The 20032-nt window shown below is 56.9% G+C and carries 19 protein-coding genes; 12 read left to right on the top strand and 7 right to left on the bottom strand.

Going from position 1 to position 20032, the window contains the following annotated elements:
- Nucleotides 1–23 precede the first annotated feature (23 nt).
- Together QD461_RS27460 and QD461_RS27455 are read left to right on the top strand one after the other, a co-directional pair.
- Complete coding sequence (locus QD461_RS27460) at nucleotides 24–875, top strand: transporter substrate-binding domain-containing protein (RefSeq protein WP_414090414.1); 852 nt, start codon at nucleotides 24–26, stop codon at nucleotides 873–875.
- Between the two features lie 30 nt (nucleotides 876–905).
- A complete protein-coding gene (locus tag QD461_RS27455; RefSeq protein ID WP_414090413.1) occupies nucleotides 906–2216 on the top strand; it encodes a M28 family peptidase in 1311 nt (436 codons plus the stop codon).
- A 303-nt stretch (nucleotides 2217–2519) separates the two neighbouring features.
- On the opposite strand, the gene QD461_RS27450 is transcribed toward QD461_RS27455, so the two are convergent.
- Together QD461_RS27450 and QD461_RS27445 are read right to left on the bottom strand one after the other, a co-directional pair.
- The gene (locus QD461_RS27450) at nucleotides 2520–3701 is read right to left on the bottom strand and encodes an aminotransferase (protein WP_414090459.1); all 1182 of its coding nucleotides are present in this window, start codon (nucleotides 3699–3701) and stop codon (nucleotides 2520–2522) included.
- Between the two features lie 31 nt (nucleotides 3702–3732).
- Nucleotides 3733–4302 (bottom strand): helix-turn-helix domain-containing protein, encoded by a 570-nt coding sequence (locus tag QD461_RS27445; RefSeq protein ID WP_414090412.1) that lies wholly within the window; start codon nucleotides 4300–4302, stop codon nucleotides 3733–3735.
- Between the two features lie 115 nt (nucleotides 4303–4417).
- On the opposite strand from QD461_RS27445, the gene QD461_RS27440 reads away from it, so the two are divergent.
- The 6 genes from QD461_RS27440 to QD461_RS27415 all read left to right on the top strand — a co-directional run bounded on the left by QD461_RS27440 (nucleotide 4418) and on the right by QD461_RS27415 (nucleotide 10145).
- Nucleotides 4418–5359 (top strand): ornithine cyclodeaminase family protein, encoded by a 942-nt coding sequence (locus tag QD461_RS27440; RefSeq protein WP_414090411.1) that lies wholly within the window; start codon nucleotides 4418–4420, stop codon nucleotides 5357–5359.
- A gap of 25 nt (nucleotides 5360–5384) precedes the next feature.
- Complete coding sequence (locus tag QD461_RS27435) at nucleotides 5385–6518, top strand: aminotransferase (protein ID WP_414090410.1); 1134 nt, start codon at nucleotides 5385–5387, stop codon at nucleotides 6516–6518.
- A gap of 79 nt (nucleotides 6519–6597) precedes the next feature.
- Nucleotides 6598–7377 carry a transporter substrate-binding domain-containing protein gene (locus QD461_RS27430; protein WP_414090409.1) on the top strand — a complete coding sequence of 260 codons (780 nt, stop codon included), beginning with the start codon at nucleotides 6598–6600 and terminating at the stop codon, nucleotides 7375–7377.
- 45 nt (nucleotides 7378–7422) lie between these two features.
- A complete protein-coding gene (locus tag QD461_RS27425; RefSeq protein ID WP_414090408.1) occupies nucleotides 7423–8793 on the top strand; it encodes a M20/M25/M40 family metallo-hydrolase in 1371 nt (456 codons plus the stop codon).
- Entirely contained in the window at nucleotides 8786–9457 is a 672-nt protein-coding gene (locus QD461_RS27420; RefSeq protein ID WP_414090407.1) for an ABC transporter permease subunit, read from the top strand. Before QD461_RS27425 ends, QD461_RS27420 begins: the two co-directional genes overlap by 8 nt.
- Nucleotides 9458–9461: 4 nt before the next feature.
- Nucleotides 9462–10145, top strand: coding sequence for an ABC transporter permease (locus QD461_RS27415; RefSeq protein WP_414090406.1), 684 nt, complete (start codon nucleotides 9462–9464; stop codon nucleotides 10143–10145).
- An 86-nt stretch (nucleotides 10146–10231) separates the two neighbouring features.
- Here the strand turns inward: QD461_RS27415 and QD461_RS27410 are convergent, their stop codons facing one another.
- Nucleotides 10232–10990, bottom strand: a complete 759-nt coding sequence (locus QD461_RS27410) for a hypothetical protein (RefSeq protein ID WP_414090405.1) — start codon at nucleotides 10988–10990, stop codon at nucleotides 10232–10234.
- A gap of 721 nt (nucleotides 10991–11711) precedes the next feature.
- Here QD461_RS27410 and QD461_RS27405 point away from each other — a divergent pair.
- Nucleotides 11712–12830, top strand: a complete 1119-nt coding sequence (locus QD461_RS27405) for an epoxide hydrolase family protein (protein ID WP_414090404.1) — start codon at nucleotides 11712–11714, stop codon at nucleotides 12828–12830.
- A gap of 50 nt (nucleotides 12831–12880) precedes the next feature.
- Here the strand turns inward: QD461_RS27405 and QD461_RS27400 are convergent, their stop codons facing one another.
- Together QD461_RS27400 and QD461_RS27395 are read right to left on the bottom strand one after the other, a co-directional pair.
- Nucleotides 12881–13567, bottom strand: a complete 687-nt coding sequence (locus QD461_RS27400) for a helix-turn-helix domain-containing protein (protein ID WP_414090403.1) — start codon at nucleotides 13565–13567, stop codon at nucleotides 12881–12883.
- Nucleotides 13568–13818: 251 nt separating this feature from the next.
- Nucleotides 13819–14763: a GlxA family transcriptional regulator gene (locus QD461_RS27395; protein ID WP_414090402.1), complete on the bottom strand. Its 945-nt coding sequence runs from the start codon at nucleotides 14761–14763 to the stop codon at nucleotides 13819–13821.
- A 130-nt stretch (nucleotides 14764–14893) separates the two neighbouring features.
- Here QD461_RS27395 and QD461_RS27390 point away from each other — a divergent pair, with 130 nt between their 5' ends.
- Together QD461_RS27390 and QD461_RS27385 are read left to right on the top strand one after the other, a co-directional pair.
- A complete protein-coding gene (locus tag QD461_RS27390; protein WP_414090401.1) occupies nucleotides 14894–15691 on the top strand; it encodes an SDR family NAD(P)-dependent oxidoreductase in 798 nt (265 codons plus the stop codon).
- Between the two features lie 570 nt (nucleotides 15692–16261).
- A complete protein-coding gene (locus tag QD461_RS27385; protein WP_414090400.1) occupies nucleotides 16262–16870 on the top strand; it encodes a DUF2026 family protein in 609 nt (202 codons plus the stop codon).
- Between the two features lie 63 nt (nucleotides 16871–16933).
- Here the strand turns inward: QD461_RS27385 and QD461_RS27380 are convergent, their stop codons facing one another.
- On the bottom strand, nucleotides 16934–17404 hold the full coding sequence (locus QD461_RS27380; protein WP_414090399.1) for an Lrp/AsnC family transcriptional regulator: 471 nt from the start codon (nucleotides 17402–17404) through the stop codon (nucleotides 16934–16936).
- A gap of 127 nt (nucleotides 17405–17531) precedes the next feature.
- On the opposite strand from QD461_RS27380, the gene QD461_RS27375 reads away from it, so the two are divergent.
- Nucleotides 17532–18761 (top strand): argininosuccinate synthase, encoded by a 1230-nt coding sequence (locus QD461_RS27375; protein WP_414090398.1) that lies wholly within the window; start codon nucleotides 17532–17534, stop codon nucleotides 18759–18761.
- A gap of 70 nt (nucleotides 18762–18831) precedes the next feature.
- On the opposite strand, the gene QD461_RS27370 is transcribed toward QD461_RS27375, so the two are convergent.
- Complete coding sequence (locus QD461_RS27370) at nucleotides 18832–19866, bottom strand: C39 family peptidase (RefSeq protein WP_414090397.1); 1035 nt, start codon at nucleotides 19864–19866, stop codon at nucleotides 18832–18834.
- Nucleotides 19867–20032 lie beyond the last annotated feature (166 nt).

Here is a 20032-nt window from a genome sequence, read left to right as displayed (position 1 = left end):
CCTAAAGAGGAGGAAGGGAAGAAATGTCCGTAAGAAAATTACTTGCGATCACGCTGGTTTCTGCGCTCGCGTCTTTGACAGAGGCAAATGCACAATCGGGCTTGCGCCACGTAAAAATCGCAACTGAAGGCGCCTATGCGCCATGGAACTTCACGCAGTCGGATGGAAAGCTCGCCGGTTTCGAGATTGATCTGGCGGCGGATCTTTGCCGACGAACCAAGCTTGAATGCGAAATGGTGCCGCAGGATTGGGATGGCATTATCCCTGCCCTTCTTGCCGGCAAGTACGATGCTATCATGTCCGGCATGAGCAGGACGCCCGAGCGTCTCAAAGCCATCAGTTTCTCGCGCATCTACGCTCGTCCGCCAAACGGTTTTGGCGTCCTTAAAAATTCACCACTCGCAACGCTGGCCGATTCCGGCAAGCTTTTCGATGCGACCGCAGACGAGGCGGCCGCGGAACAAGCGATTAGCGGCATGAAAGAACTGCTCAAGGGCAAGACGATCGGCGTACAGACCTCAAGCACGAATTCTGCGTTTGCTCAGAAATACTTCAAAGACCTCGTGGACATTCGAGAGTACCGAACTACGGACGAGCATGATCTCGATCTGGTATCAGGTCGCGTTGATCTGGTCTTCGAAACAGTCCTCAATCTGGCATCCAGTCGCTCCAAACCAGGAATGGAGGATGTTGTCCAAGCGGGGCCGGCCTTCGTCGGAGGCCCCCTGGGTGATGGCGTGGCAGTGGGACTGAGAAAGCAAGATACCGATTTGTCGGCTTTGTTCGACAGTGCCATCGGCGCAGCTCTGGGTGATGGCACAGTTCGCACCCTAAGTCAGAAGTGGTTCGGGATGGATGTTACTCCAAAGGAGTAAGACGCCTGTCAGTCAAGGAAGTTAATGAAAATGACTGAAATGAAAGATGCTCCGACGGCGCTCGCCAACTTCCTTTCCTGCATTGAGCGCGACACCCAAGTCTTGGCGGATTTTCAAGCTCTCTGTGATTGTGGAGGAAGGCTTGCAGGCTCTTGTGGCGAGGAGCAGGCGATTCAGGTTCTAATATCGACCCTTAGCCGGATCGGCAGAGGAAAGCTGGAGATCAAAAGGAACAAGCATGTCTTGTGGGAGACGGACGAGTTTTCGCTGACGCACATTGAAAGCGGTACCGAGCTTGCGGCAACGCCGCTTCTCGGAACTGCCCCCACGCCGGCGGACGGGATCGTGCGGGAGATCGTTGATGTCGGCCTCGGCCGACCAAAGGATTTTGATCGCCTGCGTCATCTATTGCCTGGCAGGATCGCGCTCGTGCGGCATGAGTATCCGTTCATGTCGGATCACGTGCATCGCAATACCAAGTCGGACATGGCGGAAAAGGCCGGCGCATGTGGCTTTCTCATCGCCTTTCAAGAATCGGGAGTTGGTCCGATTTCGGGTTCAAGCTCCGGCAAGGCCTCCGAAGGCATCCCGTCGTTTGGCATAAGTGCTGAGGCGGCAGCACTGCTCGCGCAATCCGAGACAGGATTTGCCTCCGTTAGAATGCTATGCCTTGGCCGAAGCGTCGAACGCAATCTACCGACGGTCATCCTGACTTTGGCAGGTGAAAGCGAGGAGATGGTCGTTGTCAGCGCACATATCGACGGGCATCCGCTCGGCGAAAGCGCCATAGACAATGCATCGGGCCTTGCGGGTATCGTCGCACTGGCGCGAGCAGTTGCGAGCGACGATATCCGCTTGCGCAGAACGGTCCGCTTCTGTGCTTTCTCGGCGGAGGAATGGGATCTCGGAGGCTCGATCCGATGGCTTGACTCCCTTTCGCAGCGCGAGCTCGACAATATCGTCCTCAATATCAATCTGGACGCCATCGCCGGGGACCCTGTGCTTACGGCGCTCACATCCGATTTCGAGATACTTCCCGCTTTCCTCACCGAAGCGGCCAATTATGCCGATAAGGATCTTCAGATCTTCGAGCCGACGAAAAGCAATTCCGATCATGTCAATTTCGCTGAACGAGGAATCCCAGCATTCCGCTTGCTCGCGGGCTTTGAACGGCCCTCATCGGCATTGCGATTTTTGCTGACCGGCAAGGATAGGCGTGATCTCGTGACTGCGAAGGAGTTGAACGATGCCGCTACCATTGCCGGTGCGGTGCTGTTTCGGGCTGCCAATGCCTCGCGTGAAGAAATGGCCAAGCTAAAAGCTCGGCGGCGCGGCGATTGAAACTCGGAACATGCCTCATGGCCGCGCTAAGGCGCGGCCGCGTGTCTCCCGTAAAGTGGATAGAAAAGCGCCCTTTATTTGCAACGCACAAGGCAGGGACGCGAGTTCCGCGGACATTGACTTGTCGTGTGGTTACGGACGCTATGACTACTCGCCTTGACCTGACAAGCTTTCCGAACGCGGCGATGCGCTGCAGCTAATCGCAAGCGAACCTGCCACCATCCGAACCAATAATCAGAAATGCCGTCACTCATTGCGACGGTCTTCGTACGTCATAGCCCATGGCTGTGGGCCGGGTGCCGCCTAGGGATGATTTGGAAATTTATCGAGCCTTGTGTTTAGTTGCCTGATGGTAACAACATCTGCATTCGCGAAAGCAAAGCGAAGATAAGCATCATTGCCCTCTCCAAAAAATGCGCCAGGAATGGAGATTACGCCAGCCGTGGATGCCAGGCGTTCGGCTATCTCTGTCGACGCTTGCCCTTCAAAGGGATGCTTGATGAAGGCGAAATAAGCTCCGATCGCAGCAATGCTCCATTCGGGCGCTGCAGCAAAGACCTCCGTAAGTGCCTTGGCTCGCCGGGCGATTTCGGCGCGGTTTGCCGCACGCCAACTCGCAAGTTTTGGGAGGGCCTCGGAAACGGCATGCTGTACCGCACGAGGGGCGCAAATCTGCATGTTGTCCATGACCTTGGAAATCTCTTGAATGACCTCGGGCGATGCCGTGATCGCGCCCAAACGGTGACCGGGAATGCAGAGCGATTTGGAAAAGCTGTAGAGAAGGACAAGTCTCTCGTTCCAGTCCATTTGCGAAAGCAGACCGTGTGGTGGCGTCGAGCCCTCATCCAGGAAATCCCGGTACGTTTCGTCCAGCACCAGCCAGGCACCATGCTTTCGGCAGAGGGCGTAAAGACTATCCAAGAGGTCAGGTGAATATATCGCACCTGTCGGATTGTTGGGACTGACGATGACAAGTGCTTTCACACCATCGGCCAAGGCCGCTTCCACAGACGACATCTTCGGCAGAAAGCCATTCTCGGCATCGCATTCGACGAGGACACTCCCGATCCCCAACATGGAGAGCGTCGTTTCGTGATTGAAATAAAACGGGTTGGTAATTGCCACCCGATCTCCCGCCCGCGCAAGCGCAATCATTGTCGCCATGAAGGCCTGGTTGCAGCCTGCGGTGATATGGATGTTCTCCGTGCATATTCGGCTGGCATAGATATTGGACATGTGCGCCGCATAGGTTTGACGCAGGACGCTTTCTCCTTCGATCGGTCCATAGCCCGTCATCGCCTGCATGCCTGCCGCTTCTCCAAGGAGCCGCAGCATTTCAGGATGCGTCGGATATCCCGGCACGGCCTGCGAAAGATCGATCAGTGGGCCGCGCAGCCCGTCATATGTGCGCGCCCATGCCGTGACCGCGGGGATAGGTGGCCCTGGCAGTCGAGATACGAGACTATTTGGCATTGCTTTCATAATTATGCAGACCTCGTGATGAACATTGGCTGGCTTAAGAAACGACGTTCCGCACGAACCGAGTGATTTCCGTCCCCGTGTTGGCGTAGGAATAATTCTGGGCCGAGCTGTAGATTGCAAAGGCACCTTTCGGATATTCTTTTTCCTCGCCGCTCAGAATCAATGTCAAGGTTCCTTCCATGACAACAATCATTTCGTGCCAGCCTTGCGGATCAGGCTCAGCATCGTAACGCTCTCCCGCCTCAAGCGACCACATCCACAATTGCGTTTCTTGGCCGGAAGGTGCCGTTCCCAGAAGCACACCCTTGCTTTCCGCCCCGCTGCCCCGCCACGTCACTTCGTTGATGTCGGACGATGAGTGACGATCGGGATTTCGGACGAGATCGACGAAGCCGACGCCCATCGCGACAGCCAGCTTGTCAAGGCTCGACAGGCTGATATTGGCATCGCCAGCCTCGACAGCGATAATCATTCGCCGGCTGATGCCAGATGCCTCGGCAAGCGCAACTTGACTGAGACCGGCTGCTTGTCGGAGCCTTCGAAGATTTCCGGAGACATGCGCCAAAACATCCCCTCGCTCTTGACTGTGCAATATATTGCTCATAGGGTCCTTCTACTCAAAGCGGGCAGACTGATCAATAGCGAATTCAACCGTGCGTCCACCACAACGCGCGAGCGATCGCTCGCGTCATCATGCTCATGTAACTGGGAGGTCCCTGATGACGCAACCGATCGTGCTCGGCGAAGCCGAAATCAACCAACTCTTGCCGAAGGTCGACATCCGATCCGTGCTGGAGCGGATGTTCCGCTCGCTGGCAAACGACAATGCGGTCCAACCGCCACAGACGCTAACCCTCTTTCCGAAAGATGCCGGAGATTTCATCACCTATCTGGGCGTGCTTGCTGATGAAAAGGTCTTCGGTGCAAAACTGTCGCCCTACATCCCTGGCCATGGTCAGGCACTGGTGACCGCCTGGACGCTCTTGATGTCGATGGAGAGCGGTTTGCCCATCTTGCTCTGCGATTCCAAGAGGCTGACCACGGAACGCACCGCCGCCACCTCGATTATCGCCGCAGATGCGCTGACACCTCAAGATGCCTCCGTCCTCACCATCGTCGGTTCTGGTCCCGTCGGATTGGCCCATCTGCGTTACGCAGAGCGCATTAGGCAATGGAAAGAGATCAGGATCGTCTCGCCGAACATCCATTCGCGACACGACGTGCCATCGAAGACCTCGGTTGGCACGATCATCTCCAAATGGACAGACGCCAACGAAGCGATTGTAGGTGCCGACCTGGTGCTTCTCTGCACGTCGTCAGGAAAACCCGTCATCGACGCTTCGAAACTGTCGAAGCCTGCAGTTGTGACGTCCATCAGCACGAATGTCGCAAATGCGCATGAGATCGATCCGGCAGCCCTTCAAGGCTTTGACGTCTATTGCGACTACCGCGCCACGACGCCTTTTTCTGCCAGCGACATGAGGCTTGCCACTACAGCGGGCACATGGGCGTCCGACCGCCTTTTGGGCGATCTACCCGATCTTCTTTCGGGCCGCGCGAAACATCCGAGCCGTGAACGACCGGCCTTCTTCCGTTCGATCGGCCTCGGTCTCGAAGACGTCGCCGCAGCCTTGGCCTTGCTCGTTGCTATCCGCAACTGAACCCTGAAATATCTAGGAGAATAAAATGAAGATACGTGACTTCGGCGTTGAGATCTGGATGAACAAGTATGAGACCAAGTGCGAGCTCAACCTGGCCGAGACTTGCGTTGAATCCCTCACGGTCGCCGAACTGCTCGATATGTCCGGTATCAACGACATTGGTGAACAGCTCAAACCGCTAAAGCTCACCTATGGCGAGATCGAGGGCAGCGTGCGTCTGCGCTCCCTTATTGCAGCACTCTATGAAAAGCAGAAACTCGACAACGTCGTCATAACCCATGGTGCAATTGGCGCCAACGCGCTCGTGCATCAGACATTGGTCGAGCGTGGTGATCGTGTCATCTCGGTCCTTCCTACATACCAGCAACACTACTCCATCCCCGAAAGCATTGGAGCTGACACCCAGATCCTCAAGCTAACGGAAGAAACCGGGTTCTTGCCGGACCTTGAGGAGCTGAAAAAACTCGCCACGCCAGGCACGAAACTGATTGCGATCAACAATCCGAACAACCCGACTGGCTCACTGATGGACAGGGACTATCTTCAAAAGATCGTCGAGATCGCCCGTGCATGCGGCGCTTGGATCCTCTGCGACGAAGTCTATCGCGGCACGGACCAGGAGGGAGACCTCGGAATGACCGCATCCATCGCTGACCTCTACGAGAAGGGGATCAGCACTGGCAGCATGTCGAAAACATATTCGCTGGCGGGCCTTCGCCTGGGTTGGATCGCGGCACCCTCTGACCTCATCCACGCGGTCTCCATCCATCGTGACTACAACACGATTTCCGTCGGCATGCTCGACGACCATTTTGCCGCCATCGCACTTGAGAACAAGGACAAGATCCTTGAGCGCAGCCACAGGATTACCCGGACCAATCTCGCGATCCTATCGGATTGGGTCGACTCAGAGCCGCTGATTTCATGGATCAAACCCAAATCCGGAACCACGGCTCTTCTCAAATACGATCTGCCGGTTTCCTCGGAAGAATTCTGCCTGCGGCTCCTCGAGGAGACAGGCGTCATGCTCACGCCGGGCAGCGCCATGGACATGGAGGGGTATCTTCGCATCGGCTATACGAATGGCGAAGATATCCTTCGCGAAGGGCTTGGCCGCCTCTCCCGCTTCCTCAAGCAGGCCTCCGCCCAAGCGGCCTGACCCGCTCCCAAATCAAGAATTCCCTCGCGCCAATTTGAGCGCGCGGGATTTGATCGTTTCCAACAAATGGGGAATCTTCATGAAGCGAATGACTATTGCAATTGGGCTCGCACTGCTCGCCAGCATTGCCTCAGCGGACGAACTGCGCATCGGCACCAGCGCCGACTATCCGCCATGGGAATCCGTTGACGGCAGCGGCAAGATCATCGGCTTCGACAAGGATGTCGGCGACGAGATCTGCAAGCGCATCGCCGCGACCTGCGCCTGGCAAAACCAAGCCTATGACGGTCTCCTGCCCGGGCTGCAGATCGGCAAGTTCGATCTCGTCATCTCAGGTGTCTCGATCAACGACGAGCGCTCGCAAAAAGTCGACTTTTCGGCCGCCTATGCGGATGCGCCAAATGCGATTGTGGTTGCGCCCGGAAGCGATGCGGCATCGGCGAAATCCGCAGCCGACCTGAGTAAGGCCCTCGCCAAGGCATCGATCGGCGTGCAAAGCGGGACAACCCACGAGCAGGTGATCCGCGCGCATTTTCCAGACGCCGACGTCCATGTCTACGATCGCCCCGACCAGGTGGCCGACGATCTCACTGCAGGCCGCATAGATGCCGGCCTGATGGAGCGCTCGGCATGGGAGCCGCTTGTCAAGGAGCGCGGCAAGGACAAGCTGGTCTATGCAGGCCCATTGTTGACCGGCGCGGACTTCGCCGAATTCGGCAAGGGCCAGGGCGTCGCGATGGCGAAGGGCAAATCCGAGCTCAAGACCAAGGTAGACGGCGCGGTCGAAGCCATGCTCAAGGACGGAACCGTCAAGACCATCGCGGAGAGATGGTTCGGCTACGACGTATCGAAGAAGTGATGTCCTGAGGGAGGCGGCAAGCCGCCTCCCAATCATGGAGGAACCATGCAAATACGTCCCGAAATCCTGACCGCCGCGAAAAAAGATCTCACTGCCCTCGTCGCCATTCCATCGGTGAGCGCGCGTGCGGAAGGTCTTCCGGCCTGCGCCGACAAGGTCGAAAGCCTGCTTAGGGATGCCGGCTTCCTGACTGAACAGCATCCTGGAGACGTCGGACCCTTTGTGGTTGGCGAGACAGGCGACGGTCCCTTCACGCTGCTCATCTATAATCACTATGACGTCCAGCCCGAGGATCCGGTTGATCTGTGGACCGACCCGCCATTTGCGCTTTCCGAGCGTGACGGTCGTCTCTATGGCCGCGGCGCGGCTGACGACAAGGGCGAATTTGTCAGTCGCCTGGCAGGATGGCGCACGTTCCGCGCGGATCGACCTGAAGCCCTGCCGTTCAAGCTGATATGGATCGTCGAAGGCGAAGAGGAGATCGGCAGCCCGTCGCTCACGCGTTTTCTGGAAAGCAGGTTCTCAGATACCAAGGCAGATATCTGCTGGTGGGAATATGGCGAGGTCGACAAGTCGGGACGGCCGATCGTCCTGATGGGCTTCAAGGGCATACTTGCCGTCGAACTTCAGTGCCGCACGGCACGAGCGGACCTGCATTCGAGCCTTGGCGCGATATTCGACAACCCGCTCTGGCGACTTGCAGCGTCGGTGTCCTCACTGCGTGACGCCTCCGGACGGATTCTGATCGACGGATTTTACGACGGCATCATCGAACCGGATGAGTGCAGCAAAGAGCTTGCCGCGACGCCGCCATTCCCGTTGGCGGATCTTCAGGCGGAAACCGGCGGCAATCGCCTTCTTGGCGGCGTGGGGCCAGACAATTTCTACGCGCACCTCAACTTCACGCCCTGTCTCAACGTCAACGGCTTCCACGGCGGTTATGGTGGGCAAGGCGCGAAAACCGTCTTGCCTTGCGCAGGTCAGATGAAGCTCGACTTCCGTCTCGCGCCGGGGCAACACCCGCTGCGCATTGCCGAACTGCTCCGCAAGCACCTGGACAAGCACCATTTCGAGGATATCGAGCTGACCATCCTCGATGCCGAGGTGCTCGGCGTCAGAAGCGATCCGGCGCACTCTGTCGTCGAAATGGGCGCGGCGCTTCTTGAGAAATGGTTCGAGCGCCCGGCAATCATTCAACCCAGTTCCGCAGCATCGGGACTTGCCCACCCGTTCGTGCACAAGTTCGGCGCGACGCTGTTTGGTGCAGGCCTCACCCACCACGGTGCCATGCTTCATTCGCCCGACGAAAATATCCTGACCGCGCAGTTCGAGAAGATGATCGGCTTTGCCGCCGAATTCTTCGCCTTGCTTTCCGATGTTGCCGAAGACAGAGCACCGGGGAGCCTGCATGCTTGACGCGGTCCAGCAATATCAGGGTCAACTGATGCAGGGACTTCTGATGACCCTTGCGGTAGCGGTCGGAAGCTTCATCATCGGCTTTATCATCGCTGCAATCCTTGCGCCGCTTACGGTCTACGGACCTCCCGCAATTCGCCGTGTCATCATGGGCTATGTCGGGCTCATTCGGGGGCTTCCCGAACTGCTCGTCATATTCCTCATATTCTACGGCGGCACCGTGCTGCTTACGAAATTGGCCGGGCAATATGTCGAGGTCGACGGGCTGAGCGCCGGCATTGCCTCCCTTTCCATCGTCGCGGCGGCCTACCTCACCGAGATCCTGCGAGGCGCGCTCCTTAGCGTGGTTGTCGGCCAATGGGAGGCAGCTCTTTCTCTAGGCTTGCGACGGGCGCGCGCCTTTCGCCTCATCGTCATGCCCCAGATGATGGCACGGGCACTTCCAGGGCTTGGAAATCAGTGGCTGGTAATCCTGAAGGAGAGCGCTCTTGTCTCCGTCGTCGGGCTCGAGGAACTCATGCGGAAATCTGTCGTGGCAGCGGGCGCCACCCATCAGCCGCTCGCCTTCTATCTCGCCGCCGCCGCCCTCTACGTGCTCATCACTGCTGTCTCGACGCTTCTTCTGAAAATGTACGAATCCCGCCTGACCCCGCATCTGAGGTAACGCCATGTTGTCGTTCGAGCTCTTCGCACCCGCATTCCTGGCCGTCAAGAATGGGTTCGCTCTCACCGTCCAAATTACGATCGCGAGCTTCGTGGTGGGTCAATTTCTGGCTCTGCCTCTTGCGCTCGCGCTCACATCGACAAACCGGCTGCTACGATTTACCGTCTCCACCTACACGTTCCTGATCAGAGGAAGCCCGCTGCTCGTCCAGCTGTTCATTATGTATTACGGGCTGGGACAGGTTGAAGCTGTGCGCCATAGCTTTCTCTGGCCGGTTCTTCGAAGCCCGGTCAATTGTGCGATCCTGGCGATCGGCCTCAACTCTGCCGCATATTCAGCGGAGCTGCTTGCGGGCGCGATCCGTCAGATCCCACAGGGGCAGTCCGAAGCCGGAAGCGCCCTTGGGCTGCATCGAGGCACGCTTCTGCTCAAGATCCTTCTTCCTCAGGCCTACCGGGCAATACTTCCACCTATCGGAAATGAGCTCGTCCTGGTTATGAAGGGTTCTACGCTCGCAAGCGCTGTAACTGTCATGGAAATGACAGGTGCGGCCCGTGTCTTCGTCGCGCGCAGCTACGCTCCGTTTGAAACCTTCCTTATAGCCGGAACAATCTATCTGTTAATGGGCGCGGTCCTCGGGCGGGTATTCAAATTCATCGAAATGCGTGCCTCCATCCCGGGTCGATAATGTCAATCAGCGTCAGTTACTATGGTTACTAATGAAGGCCAAGACCTCGAGCTGACGGTATTGTTGCCGTTTAAGCAATGCCACCATTATCGAACATCACAGAATACTGAAAAGCCGTAAGTCGCATCTTTTCCTTCTCCGTATTTGCTTTGATAAGCAACTTGAACGATGTTTCCAGTTGCAGTTTTAAGATATACAGAATCGCCCGGAGCCAATGCCGACCTGGTTTGGCCTCCCCCACCAGATAGGGCGGCCTCAATCGAAGTGCCAACGGCTTCCTTCATACTGAAAATATAGCGGTCTGGGCAGACCGTTGCCCCTTGGCCCGACGGCACAACAAAATCACTTAAAACGCTAAAGTTCCTTTTTTTGATGTCATTTTGTTTCACCTCTGTGAAAAGACGAACAGCCTCTCCGCTAGCAGTCCCAACATAAGCAATATCAGGCTGTAAGCTCGTGACTGCCTCTTTCAATCGTTCAATATCAGAATTGAGATTTGCACTTAGCTTACCATCTACAGCCGATATTTGATTAGTAATCGACTTACCTATCGCTTCAATATTGGTGACCTTTTCTTGGATTTTTTCTTGCGTCGCCACGAGGCTTTTTTGGGTCGCATCCGGGAAGAAAAAATCGCTTAACTTAGTCAATCCAATATTTGATACGCTTCCGATGCTGAAAACGATTATTGCAGAAAAAATCGCCAGAATTTTCTCTTTCCTTCCTCCTGGCGAACGTAATTCAAGTCCAAAAAAACTAATTACATAATTCAAAAACGTTCTCTTACTGTTCTCATCAATGGAATTGCCATTGCTGCTGACAATATTTTTTGCTGATGCGTTCATAGAATAAGTTCTTTTCGGCCATTGCGCATGGATAAGAGGGAAAAGTTACTAGAATAGGGCGTTGCCTTTTCTGAACTCCACGAGAAGCACATTGTTTAGATGAAGCGAGTGCGGGAGCACATCTAGACGCATTAGTTGAAAAATATGTAAAGCAATCGCTAGCGTCTGGCACAGTGCGGCCACACTCTTGACCGCCTCTCAACGAAAATTGCCACCCCTACATCCTCTCCGACTGTCGCTATGAGACAGCCCGCGCTGAGACACGCGCCAACCAGCATAACCGGAGAGGTGGCAGAGTGGTCGAATGCACCGCACTCGAAATGCGGCATACCGGTGATTACCTCTGGAACGAAATTGACCAACCCTCGAAAGCTTTAGGTCCATCCGCGCTAACCGCTTCAATCCAAACAACTTTAAATTCGTTTGGATTGGTATTTTGGCAGAAATGCCCACGGAGCCCGGTAACGCCCTAAGCACTCAACTCCAACCGGACGGACTTCCCCGCGACAAGGCACCAATCAAACCCGTAAGTGACGTCCGATGTCGGGCCGTCATTTTCGTTTTTCTACAATCGCCTCGCGGCCCCTCCTCATACTCTGATCCCATCAGGCAAGCACGGAGACGAGAGATGAACCGTCGAGATTTTTCCAAGGCCCTCGCCGGCTCAGCTCTTCTGTCGAGCATTCCCGGAAACGCAGCCCATTCACAGGAGACCGCCACTATGACCAGCCCTCAAGCTTTCGAAATTGCCATTCCTGAGTCGCAGCTCGCAGACCTCAAGTATCGGCTTCAACACACCCGCTGGCCCGATCAGCCGGCTGAGGCCGGCTGGGCCATGGGCACGAGCCTGGACTACCTCAAGCGGCTCACCGACTACTGGATCAGCAAGTACGACTGGCGGAAGGCCGAGAAAGACCTCAATGCGCTTGGCAATTTCAAGGTCGAGGTCGACAACATCGATCTGCACTTCGTCCACCGCCCCTCGACGAACCCGAATGCAGTTCCGCTTCTCCTCCTCCATGGTTGGCCGGACTCGTTCTACCGCTACCACCGTGTGATCGAGGCGCTATCGAAAGACTTCCATGTCGTCGTCCCCTCCATTCCCGGCACCGGCTTTTCGGGTCGGACGGCTCTGCCGATGGACCAGGTCGCCGACCTCTTCGCCCGTTTCATGATCGAAACCTTGGGCTACGGAAAATTCGTCGCGGCTGGTGGCGACAGCGGCTCGATCATCGCGATGTCGCTGGCCCAGCGTCATCCCGAGGTGCTGCTCGGCTACCACGTGACCGACGTTGGCTATCCCGACTATACTACCGACTTCTCGGTGCTGACCGGGCCGGAGCGGGCCTATGCCGGCGCGATCCAGCAGTGGTTCTTCACCCATGGCGCCTTTAACCTGGTGCATGCGACCAAGCCGCAAAGTCTGGCTTTCGCCATGAACGACTCGCCGGTCGGCCTTGCGGCGTGGATCATGAGCTTCATGGCCGGCATGGGCCTTGGCGACGAAGCAGACCAGCGGTTCGGCCATGACGAGCTGCTCACCAATATCATGATCTACTGGCTGACCGAGACGGCGGCTTCATCCTTCCGGATCTATGCCGCCAACGCGATGCAGCCGCCGACTGTCAAGGGCGCGAATACCGGCGTTCCGGCTGCTGTGGCGACAGAAGTGCCGATCCCGGGTGGCGTACGCCTACCGCTTGAATGGGCCGATCGCCAGACTGGGGGCAAAGTGATCCAGTTCCACGATATGGAAAAGGCCGGGCACTTCGCGGCATGGGAGGATCCGGAGTTTTTCGCCCGCGACCTGCGCGAGTTCGCCTCGCTTCTAACGGGCTGATGGCGTCGGCAATATCGAGCAAAAAAGCGTCGTCGGCCTCCGACCGGCGCTTAAAGCTTGTGGACCAGCTCAAGGTTCGACGGCAGGTGACCCATGATCGTTTTGATGGATTTGATCATGTGCGACTGGTCGGTATAGCCGAGTTCGGCGGCCACTCCAGCCGGCGCCTCGCCCCGTTTCAGTCGCCGCACCGCTTCCTGCGCGCGCCGGATCATTTGAAAATCCTTATGGGTGATGCCGGTGGTGCGCTTGAAATGCTGCTGAACCGAGCGCTGGGATGCGGCCTTGGGACTGTCCGAAAATGCCCTCGCGACCAGATCATCCGATTTTAACAGCCCCGCCCGAATCATCTGGTCAACCAGGTCCTCAGCGTCCTCAAAGGTCGGCAGCGGTAGATCTGTCCCGTCGAGCTCAAAGCGCTCGCCGGTGACCGAAAGCCAACGGATTTCCGCGCCGGTCCGCACTTTATTCTCGGTAGCGAGGTAGACATGCGCCGCGAAGGAAATCACCACCGAGTGCTCGCCAGCGAGATAGGGCACGTCAACTGGCTCGGTTGCCTGTCCGGTGAGAAAGACAACCGCGTCATCATCCGGCGAAACGCCGAGGATCAGATCCCACGCCCCATCGGGCGTCGCCTTGTAGACCCCGTCTTCGAGGCAAACGGTCTGCCAGACAGTATCGATCCAAGGGTGGGACGAAGCGCGTCGCGTGTGTTTCTGGGTCATCAGCTCAATCAAGGGGGAGTGCAGCAGTAACAAGAGGGAACGGAGTGCTAAGGAGCCCCGCAGCTTCTATTGCAATTTCGGCCAGCCGATGAGGAGTTGCAAGACTTCGACCGGCGGATTGCATGCGAGTTTGGCGGCCACAGTGGTCATGTCTATGCCCCCCAGGCCGTATCCGGCAAGGGCAAACCGGTTTGCTTGGCAAGCTGGATAGCCTGCAACTGTGTTCCAAGATCGGAGTGAGGGGTTACGCGTTGATGGATTCATCACGCCCGTTCCTCCAGCTGCGCCAAACGGCGAATAGCTTGCGGTGGCTGACCGAAGGCGCGCACGAAGGCGCGGCGCATGCGTTCGCGATCAGCAAAACCGGTTTCCCGCGCGACGACATCGATTGGATGGCGACCCTGCTCCATCATCAGGCGCGCGGCCTCCAGGCGCAGGTTCTCAACCGCTTTGGCCGGCGATTGGCCCGTCTCGGCTCTGAATGCGCGGCTGAACTGGCGCGGACTGAGATGCGCTACATCCGCGAGCTCCTCCACCGACAACGTCGATTTGAGATTGCTGCGGGCATGATCAAGCGCGCTCTGGATGCGATCGGATTTCGGCTCTAGTTCCAGCAATGTAGAAAACTGCGACTGCCCTCCGGCCCGCCGGTGATAGACGACGAGTTTGCGGGCAACGGCACGGGCGATCTCTTGCCCATGATCCTTTTCGACCATCGCCAACGCCAGGTCGACACCGGCCGTCATACCCGCTGATGTCCAGACGGGACCGTCGATAATGTATATGCGATCTTCCTCGGTTTTGATCCGCGGATAGCGGTTGCGAAGCTCGCGGGCGAGATACCAATGTGTTGTAGCGCGCCGTCCGTCGAGAATGCCGGCTTCAGCCAGAAGGAAGGCGCCTGTGCAGATCGAGGCGAGACGACGTGTTGCCTGAAGAGCTGCGCGGATGAAATCCGCCTCCCCTTTGGTTGGCAGTTTGATATCAACTGCCCCTGCGACGATCAGCGTGTCGAAATCGGGCGTGTCAATTACCTCCGTATCGATGATTATCCCGAGCGAGTTGGTGATCGGCCCGCCTGTCTCCGAGAGGAAGTGAATGTCGTAGACTTTCTCGTTGAGCTCGAGATTGGCAAACTCAAAGGCCGAGACCGCTGCAAGACTCATGATCTGGAAGCCCGGAAAGAGCAGGAACGCGACTTGCTGCATCGTGTCGACCCCTTTGAAAGCAATATGTCCTAAAAGGTTGTATATTCGACATTCAGGCCATCGGCAAGCAGGTGTAAAACCCTCTCCAAGCGCAAGGCATCGGGCCAGCGCGTAAATTGGAGAAGCGACCATGGCACAGGAACATAAAGGTACGGCGGTGGTGACGGGCGCATCGTCGGGCATAGGTGCGATCTACGCACACCGGCTGGCAAATGAGGGCTATGACCTAATACTGGTGGCCCGCAACGGCGAGCGGCTGAGGGCTCTGGCGAGCCGGCTCACCGATGAAACCGGCCGTACCGTCGAAACTCTTTCCGCCGATCTGGGCAGCAAGGATGATCTTGCCAGGGTCGAGAAGGTGCTGAGAGAAGACCAGAGTATTACCATCCTGGTCAACAATGCGGGCTTTGGCGGCACCGCGCCACTCATCGCATCCGACGCCGACAAGATGCAGGATATGATCGATCTCAACGTGACGGCTGTGATGCGGCTCACCTATGCCGCCGTACCGGGCTTCGTTGCCCGCGGGCACGGGACCATCGTCAACATCGCCTCGATCGTGGCTATTGCACCGGAGCTCTTAAATGGCGTCTACGGAGGAACGAAGGCTTTTGTCCTTGCCTTCAGCCAGTCGCTAAAGCACGAGCTTGCCGACAAGAATATCCGGATTCAGGTGGTGCTGCCGGGAGCGACCGCAACAGAGTTCTGGGGTATTGCCGGCACGCCGGTCGAACTCTTGCCAGGAGAGATCGTGATGTCGGCGGAAAGCATGGTCGATGCTTCGCTGGCAGGCCTCGCCGACGGTGAGTTTGCCACCATCCCGGCGCTTGAGGATGCCGGATTGCTTCAGGCCTATGAGAAAGCTCGCCAAGCGCTGATGCCAAACCTGTCGCGTTCAGTGCCGGCTAGGCGCTACAAACTCGCTTAAGGTTCACAAAAACGTGAAGTTCTGCGGCAAGTGCAGGAAGCTCGGGCTTTGGCCATACGGCCAGCTCGAGCGCATCCGCCTCTACTGAAGCAGCTTCACGATCTGCGCTTTCGCCGGTGCCGGGCTGTCATGGCGCGCGGAGGTAACCCCGGTAACAATCGCAACGGCTGCAACCACTATGTAAATAATGGTCCCTTTCGGCTTTCGGTCCGCTACGCAATGCCTTGTCGACTCCAGCGAGCGCGAATGTTCAGACATCATGATCCTTTGACGTTTAAAGTTGCTTAACTAATCGATCAGCCTTGCCTGAAGAATGCCTAGAATCGCGTATCTCCCCTGCAAAAGGTGAATAGCTGAGTCTTCGGGTCGACGCTACCCTGCTCCATCGCACACGGGAAATTACTCTCAAGAGATACTATCCCTCTGCATGCGCAACCCCGGTTAAACCGTCATTGTTCTGTGAGCGCGATTCGCGGAACTGATGGTATCACGATGAGATCCGTTGTTTACACGGACAATGCCATCCCTTACGGAACGCTGCAAAAATGACAGGTTTGGGATCGGACCAACATGCTAATCAAGCAAAGCGACTATCACCGGATCTATAAGGTCATCAACAGCCTGCTGATCAACGAGAATGCCGGATCTGATGCGGCGTCCATGTATTTCAGCACATTCGGCGCCTTCATCCTCGAACACCACTTTAAGCTGAAGGCGAAACCCAAAGGCGGCCTCGCCGCCTACAATCTTGAAGGAAAGCACATTCTTTTCGCTGATCATCGCGAGGACGGATACGTGTCCGGCGCCGGAGAAAACTTCCACTGCTGGATCGAAGCCGACGGCTGGGTGCTCGACTTCATGGCTCCGGCATTTCACGAAAATGCTGGGGATCTGCAGCTGCCCTCGAAAATGTTCCAGCGCCCGCTCTCGTCGATGGCTTCGTCAATCAATGGTCTCGAAAAATCAGGCGACTTCTTCTATCGTCCCGAACCTGAGGCGATGAGCCGGCGATTTGCCGATTGGCGCAAGCGTCCGATGATCGGTGATCTTGCCACCGTTGCCACCAACTGGTTCCGCAAATCTCCCAAGCAAATGCAATCGTCAATCGCCGTCCGCGACCAGCACGGAAACAACAAGACAATACCTCTCCTTGGCAATGCGCTCATGGGTGCCTGGTAGAGCTCGAAGTTTCACCTGATCCGGACGGCTGGCGGGTTCGCCAAATCCGAGACGCGACAAGCGTCAGGATGCCAGGGGTAGCTCGAAGCTGCGCTTCAGCGTTTCCATCGGCACGTCGGTCTTGACGTTCAGCACGCTCGGAATGCGGGTCAGGTGATCCGCCTGGAATCGCCAGTAGCTATGGAGGTCGGCCGTGACGATACGCAGGATCGCATCGCACTCCCCTGTCGTCAGGTAGCACTCCATGACCTCAGGCAAACGTCTGATGGCCTCGGCAAACTGCAGCGTCACCTCAGCATCCTGCGTCTTGAACCAGACGCGGGCAAAAACCGTGAGGCCCGCCCCCACCTTGGCAGGATCGAGGACTGCGACATAACGATCGATGATGCCCGCATCTTCCAGCAATCGCACCCGTCGCAGGCACGGTGACGGCGACAATCCGACCTCGCTTGCCAGATCGACATTGGAAATGCGTCCGTCGCGCTGAAGCACTTTGAGAATGCGCCGGTCAATCTCGTCCAAAGTCATTGACATAATATATCTCTATATTTCCTCATACTGGCATAATCTGCCAAATTCTCTCCCATTCATGAACTCTTTGCAAGCTCATTGCGCGCCGGTTGGCCTATCGTTTCACTTGATCAATATGGAGACGAAGGCGATGACGAAAAAGATCGGGAAAGTTGTGCTGTCCTATTCCGGCGGCCTCGACACATCTATCATTCTCAAGTGGCTGCAGGAGACCTATCGATGCGAGGTCGTAACCTTCACAGCCGATCTCGGCCAGGACGAGGAACTGGAACCTGCCCGCGAAAAGGCCGAGACACTCGGCGTCAAAGACATCCGCATCGTCGACGTCCGTGAAGAATTCGTGCGGGATTTCGTCTTTCCCATGTTCCGGGCCAATGCGCTCTACGAAGGCCAATATCTGCTCGGTTCCTCCATTGCCCGCCCACTGATCGCCAAACATCTCGTCAGCATAGCAAGAGAGGTTGGCGCGGATGCCATTGCCCATGGCGCCACCGGCAAAGGAAATGATCAGGTCCGCTTCGAACTCGCGGCCAACGCCCTTGATCCATCGATCGAGATCATTGCGCCCTGGCGGGTGTGGGATATTCAATCGCGCACCCAATTGATCGGCTATGCCGAAAAACATCGGATCGCCATCCCCAAAGATAAGCGCGGAGAAGCTCCCTTCTCGACCGACGCGAACCTTCTCCATACCTCGACGGAAGGAAAGGTGCTGGAGGATCCCTCTGAAACTGCTCCTTCCTATGTCTATCAGCGGACCGTCGACCCGCTGCACGCGCCAAACGAGCCGGAAACCATCATCGTCGGTTTTGAGAGAGGCGATGCTGTTTCCTTGAACGGCACCGCCCTGACACCTGCAGCGCTTCTGAGCGAACTCAACAGATTGGGCGGTAGGCACGGGATCGGACGGGTCGATCTGGTCGAGAACCGGTTCGTCGGGATGAAGTCGCGCGGGATCTACGAGACGCCGGGCGGCACCATCCTGCTTGCTGCTCATCGCGGCGTCGAGTCCATCACGCTTGACCGTGCTGCCGCACATTTGAAGGACGAGATCATGCCGCGCTACGCCGCACTGATCTATAATGGCTTCTGGTTTTCTCCGGAGCGGGAGATGCTGCAGGCCCTGATCGACCAGAGCCAAGCCTATGTCAGCGGCGAGGTGACGCTCCGGCTCTATAAGGGCGCTGTCAGCGTCGTCGCCCGGACGTCGCCCTGTTCCCTGTACTCGTCGGACCTCGTGACCTTCGAGGAAGGTTCCGGCGCCTATGACCATCACGATGCCCAGGGCTTCATCCGGCTGAACGGCTTGCGGCTCAAGAGCTGGGCAAGCCGCAACGCTCAGATGGTCTCCCCTAGATAAGGGCGCGCGAAGGCGATTTCGCCAATTATCGGACGAAGCGAATGGTACATGGACTGCGATACCGCCCAGACTAAGGGGCGGTATCCGGGACGGCGCGATAGACCGCAATTTCGTCGGAGCGGATCTTTTCCTTCACGATGTAGGTTGATCCCGCCTGGATATTAATCGCCCATATCTTATCCGCTTTGGCGGCGTTGGCGTTGAAACCCGAGTCGGGGACCGCTTGGAAGCTATTATAGCGATAGAGCTTGTACGAGAGCCCCGGCCTCAGCCCCGAAACGGTGACCGCTAATGTCAGATCCTCGGCTTGCGGTCGCGTATTCGATCCCTCGCGCATCGCCGGCTTCTCGAACTTTCGATCAGTGGAGAGACGAACCGGCAACGTCTTGCCGTCGTGGTCGATGATCCCGGTGATCACCACGCCGTAATTCCTGCCTTCACGCGGCAGAGAATAGATGAGATGGGTTTCCGAATTCGCCTCCTTGCGGTTCGCCAGGAAAGCCCCGGAAGTATAGTGATAGACATAGGCGGGCTGGCCTGTCGGAGACCAAAGGCCGTTGTCGCTAAGGGTCATGACATCATCGGCGTCATAGACCGAAGGCTTGCTCAAGGGATGCTTCGATGAGATGCCGGTAACCTGCACGATATGGTCGTATTCGGCATCTCCCGCATTTTCGTCGTTAGATCCATCGAAGGAGTGGCGATTTTCAAAGACGCTGATGATGACCGGATAGCCCGACGCGACGTTTTCCTTCACCCAGGCCAGGAAATTCTTCGGGTCCACCGTCGAGGTGCTTTTCCATTGAACGGCATTCAAATGCATTTGCGATGCGGCATAGGCGTCGTTTACGCCAAGCAGAAGCTGGCTGCCTTCCTTGGACTGATCGGACTTCTTGCTTGCGATCGAGCGCGCATCATATTGGGAGACATATTGGCCATAGTAGAGGCCGGCGCTTATGAACGAGACCTCACCGCAATAACCGAAATTTGCCGTCCATTGCAGCCGCGGCGGGATATCGTTGACCTTGTCGAACGTCCCGGCCGTGCTTTTCGGGGCCTTGTCGCCACCGCTTGCGGCCCAAAGGCTCGAAAGAGGTGTGCTCACCGCCAGGGCGCTACTAAGGAACCAAGCGCCAAGGTGAGCCATGCCATTGCTGAGGCGCCGATGAGACGACTTGGAGTATGCGGCCCGGGTATGCTTGGTTGGGCCGCGCATATGTCTGCTGGAATCAAACATATTATGTCCTTTCCTTGGAATATTCCGGGTCGGT

The organism is Rhizobium sp. BR 314, from assembly GCF_047445805.1.
In the GTDB taxonomy this organism is placed as follows: domain Bacteria; phylum Pseudomonadota; class Alphaproteobacteria; order Rhizobiales; family Rhizobiaceae; genus Rhizobium; species Rhizobium lusitanum_B.
Note: the sequence above shows the minus strand (reverse complement) of the source record. Positions and strands in the feature narration are given on the sequence as shown.

Bases quoted from the DNA above. Each gene is read 5' to 3' on its own strand.
- QD461_RS27440 (WP_414090411.1), top strand. From the start codon at position 4,418: ATGACGCAACCGATCGTGCTCGGCGAAGCCGAAATCAACCAACTCTTG.
- QD461_RS27420 (WP_414090407.1), top strand. From the start codon at position 8,786: ATGCTTGACGCGGTCCAGCAATATCAGGGTCAACTGATGCAGGGACTT.
- QD461_RS27460 (WP_414090414.1), top strand. From the start codon at position 24: ATGTCCGTAAGAAAATTACTTGCGATCACGCTGGTTTCTGCGCTCGCG.
- QD461_RS27395 (WP_414090402.1), bottom strand. From the start codon at position 14,763: ATGCAGCAAGTCGCGTTCCTGCTCTTTCCGGGCTTCCAGATCATGAGT.
- QD461_RS27375 (WP_414090398.1), top strand. From the start codon at position 17,532: ATGACGAAAAAGATCGGGAAAGTTGTGCTGTCCTATTCCGGCGGCCTC.
- QD461_RS27445 (WP_414090412.1), bottom strand. From the start codon at position 4,302: ATGAGCAATATATTGCACAGTCAAGAGCGAGGGGATGTTTTGGCGCAT.
- QD461_RS27435 (WP_414090410.1), top strand. From the start codon at position 5,385: ATGAAGATACGTGACTTCGGCGTTGAGATCTGGATGAACAAGTATGAG.
- QD461_RS27390 (WP_414090401.1), top strand. From the start codon at position 14,894: ATGGCACAGGAACATAAAGGTACGGCGGTGGTGACGGGCGCATCGTCG.
- QD461_RS27430 (WP_414090409.1), top strand. From the start codon at position 6,598: ATGAAGCGAATGACTATTGCAATTGGGCTCGCACTGCTCGCCAGCATT.
- QD461_RS27410 (WP_414090405.1), bottom strand. From the start codon at position 10,990: ATGAACGCATCAGCAAAAAATATTGTCAGCAGCAATGGCAATTCCATT.
- QD461_RS27380 (WP_414090399.1), bottom strand. From the start codon at position 17,404: ATGTCAATGACTTTGGACGAGATTGACCGGCGCATTCTCAAAGTGCTT.
- QD461_RS27455 (WP_414090413.1), top strand. From the start codon at position 906: ATGACTGAAATGAAAGATGCTCCGACGGCGCTCGCCAACTTCCTTTCC.
- QD461_RS27405 (WP_414090404.1), top strand. From the start codon at position 11,712: ATGACCAGCCCTCAAGCTTTCGAAATTGCCATTCCTGAGTCGCAGCTC.
- QD461_RS27385 (WP_414090400.1), top strand. From the start codon at position 16,262: ATGCTAATCAAGCAAAGCGACTATCACCGGATCTATAAGGTCATCAAC.
- QD461_RS27425 (WP_414090408.1), top strand. From the start codon at position 7,423: ATGCAAATACGTCCCGAAATCCTGACCGCCGCGAAAAAAGATCTCACT.
- QD461_RS27415 (WP_414090406.1), top strand. From the start codon at position 9,462: ATGTTGTCGTTCGAGCTCTTCGCACCCGCATTCCTGGCCGTCAAGAAT.